The organism is Psychroflexus salarius, assembly GCF_900129035.1.
In the GTDB taxonomy this organism is placed as follows: Bacteria; Bacteroidota; Bacteroidia; order Flavobacteriales; family Flavobacteriaceae; genus Psychroflexus; species Psychroflexus salarius.
Window position 1 is genome coordinate 105,446 of sequence record NZ_FQTW01000004.1, and the last position, 17,789, is coordinate 123,234.

General features: G+C 33.3%; 16 protein-coding genes. 4 read left to right on the forward strand and 12 right to left on the reverse strand.

All coding sequences use genetic code 11. From position 1 onward, the window contains the following. Positions 1–6 precede the first annotated feature (6 nt). The 5 genes from BUB82_RS06540 to hemA form a co-directional block, all read right to left on the reverse strand. Complete coding sequence (locus BUB82_RS06540; protein ID WP_073192804.1) at positions 7–702, reverse strand: CoA transferase subunit A; 696 nt, start codon at positions 700–702, stop codon at positions 7–9. A 295-nt stretch (positions 703–997) separates the two neighbouring features. After that, entirely contained in the window at positions 998–2,023 is a 1,026-nt protein-coding gene (hemE, locus tag BUB82_RS06545) for a uroporphyrinogen decarboxylase (RefSeq protein ID WP_073192805.1), read from the reverse strand. A gap of 18 nt (positions 2,024–2,041) precedes the next feature. Beyond that, a complete protein-coding gene (locus BUB82_RS06550) occupies positions 2,042–2,695 on the reverse strand; it encodes a uroporphyrinogen-III synthase (protein ID WP_073192806.1) in 654 nt (217 codons plus the stop codon). Then, on the reverse strand, positions 2,695–3,606 hold the full coding sequence (hemC, locus tag BUB82_RS06555; protein ID WP_073192807.1) for a hydroxymethylbilane synthase: 912 nt from the start codon (positions 3,604–3,606) through the stop codon (positions 2,695–2,697). Before hemC ends, BUB82_RS06550 begins: the two co-directional genes overlap by 1 nt. A 17-nt stretch (positions 3,607–3,623) precedes the next feature. Then, positions 3,624–4,877 carry a glutamyl-tRNA reductase gene (gene hemA, locus BUB82_RS06560; RefSeq protein WP_073192808.1) on the reverse strand — a complete coding sequence of 418 codons (1,254 nt, stop codon included), beginning with the start codon at positions 4,875–4,877 and terminating at the stop codon, positions 3,624–3,626. Between the two features lie 199 nt (positions 4,878–5,076). Here hemA and BUB82_RS06565 point away from each other — a divergent pair, with 199 nt between their 5' ends. The 4 genes from BUB82_RS06565 (at position 5,077) to BUB82_RS06580 (ending at position 9,543) form a co-directional block, all read left to right on the forward strand. Beyond that, on the forward strand, positions 5,077–5,964 hold the full coding sequence (locus BUB82_RS06565) for an AraC family transcriptional regulator (RefSeq protein ID WP_073192809.1): 888 nt from the start codon (positions 5,077–5,079) through the stop codon (positions 5,962–5,964). Positions 5,965–5,983: 19 nt separating this feature from the next. Then, the gene (locus BUB82_RS06570; RefSeq protein ID WP_073192810.1) at positions 5,984–7,057 is read left to right on the forward strand and encodes a HAMP domain-containing sensor histidine kinase; all 1,074 of its coding nucleotides are present in this window, start codon (positions 5,984–5,986) and stop codon (positions 7,055–7,057) included. Positions 7,058–7,125: 68 nt separating this feature from the next. Further along, a complete protein-coding gene (gene hemH / locus BUB82_RS06575) occupies positions 7,126–8,166 on the forward strand; it encodes a ferrochelatase (RefSeq protein ID WP_073192811.1) in 1,041 nt (346 codons plus the stop codon). A 6-nt stretch (positions 8,167–8,172) separates the two neighbouring features. Then, a complete protein-coding gene (locus tag BUB82_RS06580) occupies positions 8,173–9,543 on the forward strand; it encodes an MATE family efflux transporter (protein ID WP_073192812.1) in 1,371 nt (456 codons plus the stop codon). 254 nt (positions 9,544–9,797) lie between these two features. Here BUB82_RS06580 and BUB82_RS06585 read toward each other — a convergent pair whose 3' ends face one another. From BUB82_RS06585 to BUB82_RS06615, 7 genes are read right to left on the reverse strand one after another with little or no spacing between them, the layout of a single operon-like run. Next, complete coding sequence (locus tag BUB82_RS06585) at positions 9,798–10,559, reverse strand: tetratricopeptide repeat protein (RefSeq protein WP_083574486.1); 762 nt, start codon at positions 10,557–10,559, stop codon at positions 9,798–9,800. A gap of 1 nt (position 10,560) precedes the next feature. After that, positions 10,561–12,339: a BatD family protein gene (locus BUB82_RS06590; RefSeq protein ID WP_073192814.1), complete on the reverse strand. Its 1,779-nt coding sequence runs from the start codon at positions 12,337–12,339 to the stop codon at positions 10,561–10,563. Position 12,340: 1 nt separating this feature from the next. Next, positions 12,341–13,216, reverse strand: coding sequence for a tetratricopeptide repeat protein (locus tag BUB82_RS06595; RefSeq protein ID WP_073192815.1), 876 nt, complete (start codon positions 13,214–13,216; stop codon positions 12,341–12,343). Further along, positions 13,182–14,237: a vWA domain-containing protein gene (locus tag BUB82_RS06600; protein WP_073192816.1), complete on the reverse strand. Its 1,056-nt coding sequence runs from the start codon at positions 14,235–14,237 to the stop codon at positions 13,182–13,184. The genes BUB82_RS06595 and BUB82_RS06600 overlap by 35 nt, the downstream gene beginning before the upstream one ends. Beyond that, entirely contained in the window at positions 14,237–15,241 is a 1,005-nt protein-coding gene (locus BUB82_RS06605) for a vWA domain-containing protein (protein WP_073192817.1), read from the reverse strand. Before BUB82_RS06605 ends, BUB82_RS06600 begins: the two co-directional genes overlap by 1 nt. After that, positions 15,231–16,880, reverse strand: a complete 1,650-nt coding sequence (locus BUB82_RS06610) for a hypothetical protein (RefSeq protein WP_073192818.1) — start codon at positions 16,878–16,880, stop codon at positions 15,231–15,233. Before BUB82_RS06610 ends, BUB82_RS06605 begins: the two co-directional genes overlap by 11 nt. A gap of 1 nt (position 16,881) precedes the next feature. After that, positions 16,882–17,745, reverse strand: a complete 864-nt coding sequence (locus BUB82_RS06615; RefSeq protein WP_073192819.1) for a DUF58 domain-containing protein — start codon at positions 17,743–17,745, stop codon at positions 16,882–16,884. Positions 17,746–17,789 lie beyond the last annotated feature (44 nt).

Genomic DNA, 17,789 nt, shown 5'->3' on the forward strand with positions numbered 1-17,789 from the left:
TTATATTTAATCCTTTACTGTACGTTTTTCGATGCGTTTTTCAAAAGATTCACCTTTAAAAATACGCTGCACAAAAACACCTGGAATATGGATAAAATTAGGGTCAAGCTCACCAGCCTCAACAAGTTCTTCAACTTCAACTACAGTTATTTTTGCAGCACCACACATATTTGGATTAAAGTTTCGAGCGGTACCTTTAAAAATCAAATTGCCAGCTGTATCGCCTTTCCAAGCTTTAATAAAAGCAAAATCAGCTTTAAAGGCGTGCTCTAAAATATGAGGTTTGCCATCAAACTCACGTACTTCTTTGCCTTCAGCCACTTCTGTTCCATAACCAGCTGGTGTAAAAAATGCTGGAACACCGTTTTGGGCTGCTCGACAACGTTCAGCTAAAGTTCCTTGCGGAATTAAATCTACTTCAAGTTCGCCACTAAGCATTTGGCGTTCAAACTCAGCATTTTCGCCAACGTAAGATGAAATCATTTTTTTTATTTGCTTTTTTTTGAGTAGCAAGCCTAAACCAAAATCATCTACGCCAGCATTGTTTGATATACAAGTAATATCTTTAATATTTCGATTGACCAGTTCTGCAATAGCGTTTTCAGGAATTCCGCTGAGACCGAAACCGCCTAGCATAAAGGTCATTCCATCTTGAACATCTTCAAGAGCTTCACTGACAGAATTTACAGTTTTCGTAATCATCTATTTAATTTTAGCCTAAAAATACGTAATTTTTAAAGTTTCAACAATTCACTTGCGATATTTTTAAACAAATAAAAAATGCTTCAATAGAATTGAAGCATTTTGAGTTTAATTCAGAATAAATTTAGCAATCATACCAAATATTCTATGAAATGAGATAAAAAGAAATTGAATTATAATTGTCTTAATCAAGGTAAAAAAAATTAAGCATAGCCTTAGCTACGTTTCATTTTTTTAACGAAGATAAAGGCAAGTAGAAACTATTTATTTGTCTTATTTTATGGGATATTTGGTATTAGCTTTCATAATTCTTAATGGCATTCACAAAAGCCTTTGCATGGTCTACAGGAATATTTGGTAAAATACCATGACCAAGATTAGCGATATATTTATCTTTTCCAAAGCGATTTAGCATTTCAAGCGCCATTTTTTCAATTTCTGGTATTGGTGACAATAAACGTGATGGGTCAAAATTACCTTGTAATGTAATGCTGTTATTAGTTAATTTTCTTGCCACTTCTGGACTGCAAGTCCAGTCAACTCCAAGTGCTGCTGCACCCGATTTAGACATGTGTTCTAGAGCAAACCAACAGCCTTTTCCAAATGCAATCACAGGAATGTCTGGTCTTAAGGCATCAATAATTTGCTGCATATACTGCCAAGAAAAAGTTTGGTAATCTTCTGGTGATAACATGCCGCCCCAAGAATCGAATACTTGCACTGCATCGACGCCAGCTTCAACCTTTCCTTTTAAATAAGCAATAGTCGTATCGGTTATTTTTTGAAGCAATTGATGTGCTAACTCAGGTTCTGAAAAACAAAAGGCCTTGGCTTTATCAAAATTCTTAGAGCCTTGACCTTGCACACAATAACAAAAAATCGTCCATGGCGAACCAGCAAATCCAATTAAAGGCACCTCATCATTTAAGGCTTCTTTTGTGAGTTTTATCGCATCGTATACATATCCTAACTCTTCATAAACATTAGGCACAACGGCAGCATCAACTCCTTTTTTGTCTCGAATAGGATGAGGCAACCAAGGCCCAAGACCTGGCTTCATCTCTACCTCTATATTCATAGCTTGCGGAACAACCAAAATATCGCTAAATAAAATTGCCGCATCGGTACCAACTTGATGAATTGGCATTACTGTTATTTCAGTAGCTAACTCAGGTGTTCGACAACGTGTAAAAAAATCATATTTTTCCTTTAGTTTCATGAAATCTGGTAGATATCGTCCTGCTTGACGCATCATCCAAACCGGTGGCCTACTAACTGTTTCACCTTTTAAAGCACGTAGAAATAAATCGTTTTTTATCATGAGTAAAAGTTTATAAACTTATTGATTATTTAATAATTTGATGGCTCTAGCAATACAACTTTCAATTGAGGTTGTAAGAGATACCGAGACATTTTTGCTAAACTTTTTAGCTGATTGGGCCGTCGTTTCTCCAATACAAACTAAATAGTTCGGTGTTTTTGTGTTAACGCTGAAAAAAGACTTCACTCCACTTGGGCTGAAAAAAAGCACAGCGTCAAATTGATTTGAAAAGCTTTTATAATGAGGAATAGTTGAATAGATATGATGTTCTTTAAATTCAATTCCAGCTGAAGTTAGCGCACTTGGGATTGTATTTAGGCGTTGAGTTGAACACAATAAATTAAAGGTTTCATTACTGTAAGCTTCAACTAAAATTTGACTTAAATATTTGGCATAGGTACAAATTAAAACCACATTGTAGCCAGCATTTATAAGTAAGTTTGCTGTTTTTTGACCGACACAAAATACGCTTTTAAACATCAACTGATGCTTAATGCAAATTTTAGCAGCCGTTTGACTGGTAATAATAGCATTTTTAATATTACGTTTAGGAATTGCTTCAGGCTTAACTTCAGTAGAAATGGCATTATACTCTACCAAACTATGATTTGTATTTAAAACAAGTTGGCGTTGTGATTCTGTAAGTTTTTTAGTTGAAAGCAATCTTGCCATTATAATATCGCTCTTAAGGCTTTCATTAATTGATCGCCGCCTTGGGCTAAAATTTCACGCGCACAATCTTCGCCAAAGTTTTCAGCGTCAGTTACTGCTGTAGACTTTTTTATTTCAAATTTTTGTTGACCGTCAAGACTGAACAAAGCAGCATGCAAATGTATTTTCTGATTTCTAACTTCAGCATAAGCACCAATTGGCGCTGTGCAACCACCTTCTAAAGTTTTTAGAAAATCTCGTTCAACACTTACAGCAAGATCAGTTGGTTGATGATTTAATTCTTTTACAGCATTTAAACACTGCATATTTTCTTCTAAACAAACCACCAACATTGCACCTTGTGCAGGAGCAGGAATCATCCAGTCTAAAGCCAAGTGTTGTTCGGGTAGCAGATTGATGCGTTCCAGACCGGCTGCTGCAAAAATAGCAGCATCCCAATTATTATCTTTCAATTTTTGAAGACGTGTGTTTACATTGCCACGTAAATTTTCGACTTTATGATTTGGATATTTGTGCAGCCATTGTGCTTTACGCCTGAGGCTTCCTGTTGCAATTGTGCCAGATTCATTTAAAAAATCAAGCCCCTTATGGATTAAAATATCTTTATGATTTGCTCTTGGCAAAACCGCTGCCTTTACAACATTTTTAGGTAAAGCTGTCGGGACATCTTTCATGGAATGAACAGCAATATCAATATCTTTATTAAGTAAGGCAATATCTAAAGTTTTGGTAAAAATACCTGTAATACCCATTTCATACAACGGAACATCTAGGTTTAAATCGCCTTGAGATTTTACAGGCTTAAGCTCTGTTGAATAACCATTATTTTGGAGTAAATCTTGAACTTTTTTGGCTTGCCATAGAGCTAATTCGCTATCACGTGTACCAATAATTATAGGTTGTTGTTGCAATTTTAAGCGGTTTAAAATTAGTGCTGTTGTTCAAGTTCAAAGACCTTTTTAAGTAAAGCTATACTATCTTCTGTCGATCCATTTGCAGCACGTAAATGACTAGCGAAACTCCTTGTAATTTTATGAATGATGCGATCACTAATAATTTCGGCTTGATCTTTATCGAAGTTAGCTATTTTCTTACTCTGATAATCTAATTCCTCTTCTTGAAAAAGTTTAAACTTATCTTTTAAGGCTTTAATTGTTGGTGCAAATTTTCTGGTATCTAACCATTCATAAAACTCTTCTTTTACCTCATCAATAATACCTTCAGCTTGTGGAATATGTTCTTTTCGTTTAGCCAAAGTAGCGTCGGTAATTTGAGACAAATAATCTAGATGTAGTAAGTTTACGCCATCAATTGCTTCAACTTGGTCAGACACATTTTTAGGAATTGATAAGTCTAAAATTAAAAGTGGTTTTTTAGGGAAAATCAACTCTTCAGTAATGGTTGGATTTTGAGCCCCAGTCGCTACAATCAAGATATCAGCCTTTCTAATTTCTGTTTGTAACTCGCTAAAATCTTTAACCTTCAAATTAAATTTACCAGCAACTTCTTCCGCTTTGTCTTTAGTTCGATTAATTAAAGTAATGTGCGCATTTTTTGTATGCTTAACAAGATTTTCGCAGGTATTTCGACCTATTTTACCAGTCCCGAATAGTAAAATATTTTTATTAGTAACATCTTGAATATTGTCTAAAATGTATTGAACTGATGCAAAAGAAACCGAAGTTGCCCCTGATGAAATTTCAGTTTCATTTTTTATTCTTCGACTCGCTTGAATGACTGAATTGATTAAGCGCTCTAGAAACGGATTAATTAAGTGACGCTTTTTAGAATTTGTAAAGGCTGATTTTAATTGGCTTATAATTTCAAAATCACCTAATATTTGAGAATCTAAACCACAGCCTACACGAAACATGTGAGCAATTGCTGCACGGTTTTGATAAATGTAGCCTACTTGTTTAAAAACTTCAGGATCGCCATGACTAAACTGGCATAGTAAATTTATAATAGTATCTTCATCGTCAGCAAAAGCGTAAATCTCAGTTCGATTACAGGTAGATGTCACTGTAATCGCATCTAAACCGATTGCTTCAGCTTGATCTAAAAGCGCTTTTCTTTGATCTAAACTCAAACTAAACTTCCCTCTTGTCTCTGCATCTGCCTTTTGGTAACTTAGACCAATCGCATAGAAAGTTTGGTATTTAGAAACGTTATATTTATACATTAGTAATTAGAAAGTTTGATGCAAATTTAGAGCAGAAGCCTTTTTAAAAGTAACGCTAAAAGTTCATTTTTTATCGTTTGAAGTGTTTTTTAAAAAAAAGTGACATAAATCATGTATTTGACTTATTTTTGTAACAATAGTTAGTGTTTTAAGCTATTTTAATTAGAATGATTCTAAATAAATATCAATATTTCTTATGATGGAATTAGAAAAAAATATCGCTGAAGGTTCAAGTCATTTTATCGAACTTGAGAGCGGTTTATTACTTATAGGTATACAACATGATTTGAATGAAAATATTTGTGTAAAGCATGACATTGGTAGTGATTTTATTCAATTTCATTTCTGTGTGAAAGGCAACCTAAAATTTAATTTTAACGAAGGTCGCTATGCATTGAACATAAAAGAAGACCAGTCTTTACTATTGTATAATCCACAACGTAAATTACCGATAAATCTTGAATCTGAAGGTCAAACTTGGTCGGTAAGTATACTAATTTCAATTAAAAAATTACATACATTATTTTCAGCTGAAGCCAATTACATTGACTTTTTAACCGATGATAATAAAGATAAAAAATATTATAATGAGCGTCAAATAACCCCTGCAATGGCTGTTGTATTAACACAAGTTCTAAATTTTAACCTACATCCTTCTATTAAAACCATTTACTTGAAAGGTAAAATTTATGAGTTAATTGGCTTGTATTTTAATCGCCCTGAAGAAGCAGATATCGAGCAATGTCCATTCCTAGATGATGAAGATAACGTTAAAAAAATAAAATTAGCCAAAGAAGTTGTTATTCAACGAATGGCTGAGCCACCATCACTTAATGCATTAGCAGATGAAGTAGGCTTAAGCCTAAAAAAATTAAAAGAAGGTTTTAAAGAAATTTATGGTGATACAGTATTTTCGTTTTTATTTGATTACAAGATGGATTATGCCAGAAAATTACTTGAAAAAGGACAGCACAACGTTAATGAAGCTGGTCTAGCTGTTGGTTATTCAACTGCAAGTCATTTTATTGCTGCATTTAAGAAAAAGTTCGGCACAACACCTAAAAAATACATACAAAGTGAAAAATAAATTATAAAATGTAATAAACATGAAGATTTATAATTTTATCAATCAAATTGGATTTAAAAAATCTTATGCTAGTAAATTTTTATTTATTGCTTTTTTAGGAACTCATGTTCCGCTTATAGGTATCGTTTTATTTGTTCTATTTTCTCCTAAGGAGAACCTGAATACAACGATTATGATAACTAGTATCCTAATTTTTACTGTACTTGCAGCAGTATTAACAATGTTTGCACTCAACAAACTTTTAGACCCTATCAAAATAGCAACAAAAGCTATGAACGCCTACAGCCTTAACAATACTATTATTGACGTTCCTAAAAATTTTACAGATGAAGCTGGTGTTTTACTTAATAAAATTCACGACGCTTTAAACAGAATCGAGGATTTATCTAAGGAGCGTCAAAACTTTACCAGTATGATTTCTCATGATTTAAGAAGTCCGTTATCTTCTATTGTTGCTATTGCCGAAGTAATTGAACATGAAACAGATGACAAAAATATTATTGAATATTCGAATATGCTTCATAAGTTAGGGAGTAATGCCCTTAATATGATCAAGTCTATTTTGCAAGTCATAGAATCAAAAAATTTCAAAATAGATCCTCAGGAAATGCAGAATGTAAATACAAAAGATTTTATTGAAAAGCAACTTATAAATTTCCAACCACTACTGAAGGATAAAAACATTTCAATTAACATAATAGAATCAACTAAAAATACTTCAATGTTTGTTTCGCCGAAGCTAATAGCAAGTGTTATTCAAAATTTAATTTCAAATGCTATTAAATTCAGTCACAAAAATTCTGAAATAAATATTAATATTGAGTCCTTTGAAAATCAGCCACATATAAGTTTTATTGACCAAGGCATTGGCTTTAACCAAGAACAGTCAACTGAACTATTTAAAAAATTCACTTCTATTAGCCATAAAGGAACATCTAACGAAGATAGCAGTGGTATAGGCCTGTTTTTAAGTAAAACTATAACTGAAAAGCACGGTGGAAAACTCACTGCAAAGAGTAATGGTATAAATAAAGGCGCTACCTTTACCGTAAAATTGCCTCATAAAGAAAAAAGTCTTTTAAAATCATCTTAAGATTTGATGGGTAATTCAATTAAAACCAAAATAAGCCCTTACTTTTGACTTGCAATAAATTTGAAGCTATGAAAGGAGTTCTACTTGTTAATCTAGGATCACCAAAATCAACCGACCCTAAAGACGTTAAAACCTATTTAGGTGAATTTTTAATGGATGAACGCGTTATTGATCTACCAAAACTTTTACGAACTATCTTAGTAAAAGGTATTATTCTTAATACAAGACCTAAGCAATCGGCAAAAGCTTATGCTAAAATTTGGTGGGATGAAGGTTCTCCTTTAATTGTGTTGTCTGAGCGTCTTCAAAACAAAGTAGATGACATGACAAGTGTTCCTATCTCATTAGCTATGCGTTATGGTGAACCTTCAATAAAAAATGGCCTTCAAGAACTTTACGACCAAGGCGTTACAGATGTTTTACTGGTTCCATTATATCCGCAATACGCCATGGCTACTACAGAAACTATTATTGTATTAGCTGAAGAATTAAGAGATCAATTTTTCCCCAAGATAAATTTTACAGTTGTACCACCATTTTACAACCATCCTGACTATGTTACTGTTTTAGCTAGAAGTATTGCAGACAAGTTAGATCATGTAGATTATGAACATTTACTATTTAGCTATCATGGTGTCCCTGAGCGACATATCAGAAAAAGCGACATTACAAATAGTCATTGTAAAATTGATGGCTCATGCTGTCAAACACCTTCAAAAGCACATCAATTTTGTTATCGCCATCAGTGTTATGAAACAACCCGTTTAGTTGGTGAAAAATTAGGCTTAAAAGAAGGTACATTTAGTACCAGTTTTCAGTCACGCTTAGGTTTCGATCCATGGTTAAAACCATATACAGATCGCACAATTGAAAAACTTGCAAAAGATGGTATTAAAAAAATGGCTATTGCAACACCGGCATTTGTCTCTGATTGCTTAGAGACTTTAGAGGAAATCGCTATGGAAGGTGAAGAAATTTTTCATGAAAATGGTGGAAAAGATTTCCATTTTATACCATGTATCAACGATCGTCAAGACTGGGTTAAAACTCTGAGCAGATGGATTGATGAATGGGCTAACCAACCCGTAAAAGACACAAAAGCATCATAACTTCAAATGGCTAAATCAAATGCTGAAGAACTAGGTCAGGCGCCAATAAGTAAACTACTCATTAAGCAGGCTGTACCAGCTTCTATAGGTATTTTGGTTATGTCGATCAACATTTTAGTTGATACTATTTTTGTTGGTAACTGGATTGGCTCAACAGCTATTGCCGCCATCAACGTCGTTTTACCTGTTTCTTTTTTTATTGCAGCGCTTGGTTTAGCCATCGGTATCGGTGGCTCTTCAATTATATCGAGAGCACTTGGTGCTAATAAGTACCACAAAGCTGTAACTACTTTTGGAAATCAAATCAGCATTACATTGGTTTTAACCTTAAGCATGGCTGCTTTGGGTTTGATTTTTATTAATCAGCTTATTCCGCTTTTTGGTGGTAAAGGTGAAATATTTGAACCTGCTAAAGTTTACTATCGTGTAGTGGTTATTGGTGTGCCAATTTTAGCATTAGCAATGATGGGAAATACGGTGATTAGAGCTGAAGGAAAACCCAAATTTGCAATGGTTGCTATGATTATTCCGTCGGTTGGTAATCTCCTGATGGATTATTTATTTATAAACATCTTAGACTATGGAATGTTAGGTGCCGCTTGGGCAACCACTGGCTCATACGCATTGTGTCTTGGTTACATTGTATGGTTTTTTTATTCTGAAAATTCTCAACTCAGACTAAAGTTATCAAACCTAGGATTTCAAAAACCCATTTTAAATGAAATTAGCAGCCTTGGTTTTGTTACGCTTTCAAGACAAGCTGTTGTTAGTGTAACTTACTTAATTCTAAATAATATTTTATTTAATTTAGGTGGCGAAGATGCCGTTACTAGCTATGCCATTATTGCGCGAATGCTAATGTTTGCTTTATTTCCTGTTTTAGGTGTCACACAAGGGTTTTTGCCAATATCTGGTTATAACTATGGAGCTAATAATTTCAGCAGAGTGCGTGAAAGCATAAATACCGCCATACTTTATGCCACGGGTTTAGGTCTATTAGTATTTGGCTTTATCATGTTTTTTTCAGAAGAAATTGTAAGTGTTTTCACATCTAATTTAACCATTCTTAAACAAGCACCTAATGCAATGCGTTGGGTTTTTGCTGCTGTGCCTATTATTGCTGTACAACTTATAGGTTCAGCATACTTTCAGGCCATTGGTAAAGCTATTCCTGCATTGTTACTTACCTTGTCTCGTCAAGGATTTTGCTTTATTCCGTTGGTATTAATTCTACCCCAGTTTTATGGCGCATTTGGTGTGTGGATTTCGTTCCCATTAGCCGACTTATTATCTACAATTATTACAGCAGTTTATTTAAATAAAGAAATTAAAAAAACCTTGATTTCTGAGAATAATAACAACCGAGTTGAAAACTGATGTAACTAATTTCTAAATGTGATGAAATTTTATTAAAAATCACTTCAAAAATCTTGCTACTTAAAGGTCTGCTGAGTTATCTAATACCAAATATTCTATAAAATGAGATAAAAGAAATTGAATTATAATTGTCTTAATCAAGGCAAAAAAATTAATCATAGCCTAAGCTACGTTTCATTTTTTTAACGAAGAAAAAGGCAATTAGAAACTATTTATTTGTCTTATTTTATGGGATATTTGGTATAATTTATGCTCTAAATTTTTTTATAAGCCTTGATGTTTATCCATATTTTAGTTCCATCAGCTAATTGAACCTCTTGATAATTATTAAATTTCGAGAGCAACTTAACTTTAGTACCTTCATGCAACGTAAGTACTTGGCTACTTCTGGCATTAGGTTCAGCTAAAGCAGGTACTTCTTCACTTAAAATAACTGCATACTGTTGGCTTTGTTGCAGGTGGTCTAAACGGTAGGCTTGAGAAAAGCTTATGACTGAAAATATTAAAAAAACTACAAACCCCGTAAAAAACAGTCGTTTTGTAATGGTTTTGGTACTAAATACGTAAGCTAAAAAAGCGAAGAACATAAGCATTGCCAATACAACAACCAAGTAACTCCACTGATCTACTGAAAGTAAAAAATTAAACTTATCAATATAGATTTGTAATTGAGATTTTTCTATACTTTGAATTTCATCAATAGTTAATGAGTTTGCATAAGCTAAATTTTCTTGAAAAGAACTATTGTTAGGCTTTAATTTTAAAGCTTTTTCATAATGTAAAATTGCTTGACCTAAATTATTTTGCTTTAACTCAGTATTTGCTAAGTTAAAATGTAATTCTGCCGAAACTATATCTTGCTTTAAAATACTTCTATATAAAGCCTCAGCCTGCTCATATTTAGCATTATTGTAAGCTTCATTTGCTTGGCTAAAACGTTCTTGTACACTGGTGTTTTGAGCTGAAAAAGACAAACTCATTAATAGAAACACCACCAAAACTAGTTGTTTTTTCATGCTATAATTGTTTGTCTATGTTAGAAATTAATTCTGTAGCTTGTTTATAATCAGTTTGCATATCTTGATTAGCTTCAGATGCATAACGCGCTAATTCACATTTTTCTATCAATTTAATCACCGCTTCAATTTCGCTATCATTAACTTGTTTTGCACTTAATTTATCACGCAAGCCTTCTTTTGTAAGTTCTTGTGTTTCAATACGTAATTTTGCTTTCAAGAATTTGTGTAAGGCCAATTCTAAATTCATATAAAAAGCCTCACTTGTTCCTATAGATTGTTTTGCGCCGCTTAAATAGCGTTTTGCCAATTTATTGGCCCGTTTATGGTCAGTATTTCGTATACCTGATTTAGATCGAATAAATTTTTTGATAAGAATAGCTAAAGGAATACCACCTAACGAAAGTATAATTAATAGCCAAAACCAAAATGAATTATAAAATCTATTAGAATTGATAGCTGAAAACTCTGTTTCAAGTTCAATAAAGTTGAAGGTATTAGTTGTAGAAATAATATTTTTAGCTCCTGTTGAAGCCACCGAATTTCCCGTTGAAGTAGCTGATGTGTTATTAGCTGAAGCAAGATTTGGATTAGGGTTAACCTTAATGACTTGCGCTTTGCTTGTTAAAGTTTTGTAAGTTTCTTCAGAAGCGTCGAAATAAGAAAACTGAACAGGATTAATTTCTAAGCTTCCTGCTACATTAGGCACAATGGTATAATTATCGGTAATTTGACCACGCAAACCTGATAATCTTGTACTAACTTTTTCATCATGTTCAGGATCATAAACATCTACTGAAGATGGAAACTTAGGCTTTGGTAGGGAAAACAACCTTAAGTTACCATTACCAGAAACTTTAACTTCATAATTTAGAGATTCACTAGCTAAAAGTTCAGTTTTACTAAGGCTTGTATTTAAACTAAACTTACCAACAGCACCAGAAAAATCAGCTGGCTTATTAGCTTCAGGTAAAGCTTTAACATCTACGGTTTTAGCCTTTGCTGAAATTGTGCGTTCAACGACATCATACAAACGGCGACCAAAAAAATCTCTTCTATTACTAGGTACTTCAACCGAAACTGATAATGATAAAGGTTCAATTGTTAATTTTCCACTTTTTTGAGGATATAGCACAGTCTTTCTTAATTCAACATAACGGTAGTTACTTCCGCCGTAAGTGCCTTGTTTTACTTCAGGTTGGTCAATTTCAATAATTTGACTCCAGAAATTGTTGTATTTCGGTTCATCAAGGCTTCTCCAATTGCGAACATTGGTGGTTTGGTTAACGTATAATTTGTAAACTACAGAAATACCTTCGTTTACATAAGGCTTGTAGTCACTAACTTCTGCTACTAAGTGAATCGCATCAGATAAATCGATTCTGTTACCATTACCATCGTCTGGGTTATCGACAGCAGCTGTTACTTCTATAGTAATTGGCGATGTTTTATAAACTTGGCCTTGAACTTCAATCTCGGCTTGACCAATAGTTAGTTGACCACGCTTCATAGGTTGTATAAAGTAAGTATATGTTTTTGAAAATGAACTTTTACCATTAACCCATTGCTGTTTAACCGACTGTCCTGGACCTGCAATACGTTTAAAGCCTTCAAAATCTGGTGCTATAAAATTATCGCCATCTTTATTGACTTCAAACTCAACTTTAATACGTTCATTAATCCCTACTTTTTCTCGACTTGCTTTAGCTACAAATGTCACTTGCGCCGTCATAAAAGTGACGCAAAACAAACTGAATATGAAACTGATTTTCTTTAGCATGCTACCAATCTTTTTCAGTTTTTACTTTAGATCCTTTTGCCTTTTTAGCATTTACTTTTTCCTGAATTTTATTTTCTTGGTTTTGTATAGCCTTTAGCAAACGCTGTACTTGTTCTGGCGATAGTTTGCCCTTTTGTGGTTTTGGTTGCGGGTTATCTTTACCTTGGCCATCTTTAGATTTTTTTGGCTTGTTTGACTTTTTATTTTTATTCTGTTTCCCGTCTTCTTGTTCGTTATTTTTTTGCTTGTCTTGATTACCTTCTTTCTTGTCCTGATCTTTTTGGTCGCCTTTATCTTTTTGATCTTTTTTAGAATTATCGTCTTTAGATTCGTCTTTTTGATCTTGTTTTTTCTGATCTTTATTTTGATCTTTTTTATCATCACCATCGCCACCGCCATCATTTTTTTCTTTCTTTAGCTTTTCTTTAGCTAAGGCATAATTATAACGTGTTTCTTCATCGTTTGGATTGTTACGTAAAGCATTTTTATAGGCTTCAATAGCAGCTTGGTATTTTTTTTCTTTCATAAATGTATTCCCTAAATTATGAAAGGCTTTATGTTTTATAGATTTATCATCGGTATTTTCAATAGCTTCTAAAATTCGCTTTTGGGCTGACTCCGCTTTATCATTATCAATATACAAATTAGCAAAATTATAGGCTGCTGTAGACTTGTTACTTGGTGTTGCTAGCGCTTTTCGGTAATCGGCTTCAGCATTTGCAAAATCGCCTTCTTTAGCTTTTTCGTATGCTTCAGCTAAGATGCGTTTTTGAGTTTTAGAATTGGCTTTACTTTGGGCGAAAACACCTGTAAAACTCAACGCAAAAAATATTAGCATTAGTTTAATTTGATTTTTCATGGTCGTTTTCGTTTTCATTAAAAAGATTTAATTTTTGGACCCAAGCTGTTTTCTTATCGAAAATAAAGCTTTCAAGTATAATTAACAAAATGGCAAATCCTAAAAACCATTGAAATTGGCTCTTATAATCGGCATATTGTTTAGATTCAAATTCGGTTTTTTCAATTTCGGTAATAGCTTCAAATAATTGCTTTACCGCTTCTGAAGAATTTAAGCCAGGAATGTATTTACCATTTCCTATTTTGGCGATGTTTGTTAATGTTGAAGTATTAAGTTTTGTAATGACTGTTTCGTTATTTTGGTCTTTTTTATAGCTTAAAACACGACCATTTTCTTTAAGTGGAATTGGCGCGCCTTTTTGTGTGCCAACACCAATAGTATAGACCTTTATACCAGCTTCTGCTGCTTTTTTTGTAATCGCATTAATATTAGTATCATGGTTTTCACCATCACTCAAAATAACTAATACTTTATTAGTTTGCTCGTCATTATAATAGGTAAGTGACAGGTCTATAGCTTGGTTGATGGCAGTTCCTTGGCTAGACACCATATTGGTGTTCATGGCTTTTAAAAACGTACGAGTTGTGGCGTAATCTGTTGTGATAGGAATTTGAGGAAAAGCACTTCCTGCATAGCCAATTAAACCGACACGGTGAGCGGTTAATTTATTAATGATTTGATTAATAATTTGTTTAGATTTTTCTAAACGATTGGGTGCAATATCTTCAGCCAACATACTTTTTGAAACATCTAAAGCAAAAACAATATCTATTCCTTCACGCTTTAGAGTTTCAATTTTAGTTCCCATTTTAGGATTAACTAGTGAAATACTCAATAAACCGATAGCCAAGAGCAAAAGACTCAGTTTAACAAAAGACTTTATTCTTGAATGTTTAGGCGATAACTGCTTGAAAAATTTAATTTCAGCAAATTTCAATTGGGTTTTTACTTGCCAATTTCGGTATAAAAGGTATATAAACAGTAAAATGGGAATAACTGCTAACAACCAAAAGTAAGATGTTTCTTCTAATACATACATTATACCAAGCTTCTAAATAAAGTGAATTTTAATAATTGTTCGAGAACTAATAAACCTAGTGCAATTAACAAAAGCAATCTAAATTTTTCGTCATAGTTATAAAACTTCAATTCCTCTATTTCTGAAGTTTCTAGTTGATCTATTTCATCATATATCGCTTTTAAAGTTGAATTAGTTGTTGCTCTAAAGTATTTACCACCTGTTTTATCGGCAATAGTTTTTAACAATTCTTCATCAATTTCAACTTTAACATTACGGTATACAAAACTTCCGTTAGGTCTTACTGCTACAGGTGATAAAGCTTCGCCGTTGCTTCCTAGGCCAATGGTATAGGTTTTAATACCATATTCAATGGCAAGTTCGGTGGCTGTTTCAGGATCTATAAATCCAGTATTGTTAACACCATCGGTTAGTAGTATTATGACCTTGCTTTTGGCTTTACTATCTTTTAACTTATTAACTGATGTTGCTAAGCCCATACCGATAGCTGTACCACCTTCTATAATTTCTGAATATTCAATTGATTGTATGGCATTTAAAGTAATTTCTTTGTCGCTTGTTAACGGTGTTTTGGTATAACTTTCACCTGAAAAAACAGTCATTCCAAAACGATCGTTTGGTCTGTTACTAACAAAATCTGTGGCTACTTTTTTCAAAGCTTCTAAACGATTCGGCTTTAAATCTTTTGCTAGCATACTTGCTGAAACATCAATTGCCATGACGATATCTATACCTTCAGTTTTTTTAATTTTAGTACTTTCATCTACTGTTCTTGGTCTTGCCATTGCCGTAATTAACAACGCTAAAGCTAATAGCCTAAACACAAATAGAAAATGGCGTAATCTAGGTAAAATACTGGATGATTTGTTAAAGCCTTTGGTGCTTGACAAAGTTAAACTAGCCCATTGTTGTTTGTGCTTTAAAATGTACCAAAGCATTAATAGTGGCAAGACTAAAAGTGCCGTAAACCATTGCGGATGTTCGAATGTGAGATTACTTAGCATTTAGCTTTGGTTTTTCAAATTCAACTGAATTAATAATACGTTTCGTAATAGTTTCAGCATATTCATCGCCTTCATTATAAATAATGGTTAATTGCTGGTAATTTCCTGCGTAACCAAAATTTAAGATTTGATAGTTTTTCTTAATATCACTTTGGGTAATTGGGTTTTCTATAGCAAAGCTTCCAAAAACTTTAATCCCTTCAACGCCTTCAAGAGTTTTAAAATCTTCTGTTTTGGTTAAAATGTTATAAGCACCTTTACTTTCTAGATTTTTGTAAACACCATCAAGCGCTTGGTCTAGTTCAAATTCTTTTTTGCCTTCAAAATTAACTTGACTTAATACAACATAAAGTTTACTGTATAAGCTTCCTGAGGCAAAAATTTCACTTTCTAAGTTTTGAGGTGCTTTAATACCTAGGCTATCAGGGTTTTGACGAACTAAAACTTCTGGTGTCGTAATTTGAATACTCGGCACACTGTATTCACTCGTGATCCAGTCATTCTCAAGCATAGCTTTGGTCTCATTACCAAAAACACTGTCCTTAACATAATCAAAGCCTTTTGTTGCAATTAATACTGAAGACAAAGCTACCAAAATCAAGACGACGATAAGGCTCCCAAAAATGAGCTTTTGCTTACGTCTTTTATGTTTTAGTTTTGCTTGAAAAGCTTCATCGTTTTTCTTTTCAGCATCAGTTGGTTGTGGAATTGCACTTTGAACATGCTTGATAAACTTTAAAATCTGTTTTTTATATGATTTTAATGTGATTACATCTGGTCGATGACCTGCAAATTTTGCTAAATCTGCGTCTACTAAAATAGAATTATAGCTTTCTAGATATTCATCTTTAAATAGCACTTGCTTATTGTCACGTTTTTGATACAAGGCCTGCATTAATTCTCCAGTTGTATATTCCATCGCGCTGACTTCAATTTTTTCTTCTAAATAGCGACGACTAATGTTAGTGAGCTCTGTGATATAAGCTTTTAACTTCCTGCTTTCAATATAGCCTTTATTTTCAAGTGTTTCAAGTTCTAATTTTGCTTGCTCAAAAGGTGGTAAACGCCTTTTTGATTCATCTTTTTGTTTGCGATATTTAAAATATAATACATAAGCCAAAACTAAAATCAGTATTGTAACAATTAACCACCAAACCCAACTAGGGACTTGAAATGGCTTTTCTACATTGATTTCACGCTTAATCGGAAACAAATTCTGTTTTGTTGTATCAACTTCAACAGTATTAACTAAAACCTTTAAACTGTCAGTTAAATAAGGTTTGTTATTTATTTTTAAAAGCTGCGGTGGAATTGTATAAGCACCAGAATCAAATTGTGTGAGTTTATACGACTTAATCAAGCGAAACAAGTCTTGATCTACGGTTGAAGTATCTATTGGTAGATCTTCAACTAGTTCAAGTGGCACAAAACTCTGTGCTTTTGGGAAAACAACTAAGTCTTGGTTTGATATGCCATCAACTGTAATTTTATAGTTAATTTGCTCACCAATACGCATTTTAGCCGTATCAAGTTGGGCTTCTACTTGCTGTGCATTTAAGCTTTGAAAAGCACCTAGAATACCAATTATAAGTATTAGTTTACTAAGGGTAAAAATGATATGTTTGGTAAAATTTTGCATATTATCTGGCCTTAAAATAAGCTAATAGTTTTTTAACGTAACTGTGATCTACTCGGCAATGAATTTGCCCAGAACCACTTAATTTAAATGCTTTATTAAAATATTCAACTTGTGAATTATAATGCTTAGCATAGTTTAATCGTGTTAGTTTTGAAGCTGTATTTACCCAAGTAAGCTGTCCCGATTCGGCGTCTTCAAGTTGTACTAAGCCAATATTTGGCATTTCAGTTTCACCTTTGTCAAATATTCTAATTCCTGTTAAATCGTGCTTTTTTGCAGCAATTTTTAAGGTGTGTTGATAATCCTGACTCATAAAATCAGACAATACAAACACAATTGCCTTTTTCTTGAGTACATCTACCATGTACTTAAAAGCTTTTGACAAGTCAGTTTTTTTACTTTTTGGCTCAAATTCAATTAACTCACGTATGATTCTCAACACATGTGAGCGCCCTTTTTTAGGCGGAATGTAAAGCTCAATTTGATCTGAAAAAAGCATTAAGCCAATTTTATCATTATTTTTTGTAGCTGAAAAAGCTAAGGTTGCTGCTATTTCAGTAATGATATTATTTTTAAACTCAGTATGTGTTGCAAATTGGTTAGACGCTGAAACATCTACCAGTAACATCATGGTCAATTCTCTTTCTTCTTCAAAGACCTTGACAAACGGCTCATTATAACGCGCAGTTACATTCCAATCTATTGACCTGACATCATCACCGAATTGATATTGTCTCACTTCACTAAATGTCATTCCGCGACCTTTAAAGGCAGAATGGTACTCGCCACCGAACACATTATCGCTCAGACGACGTGTTTTAATTTCGATTTTACGTACTTTTTTTAGCAGTGATTTAGTATCCATAGCCTCTAAGTTATATTAAGCTGATAACTTCAACTGAAATTGAG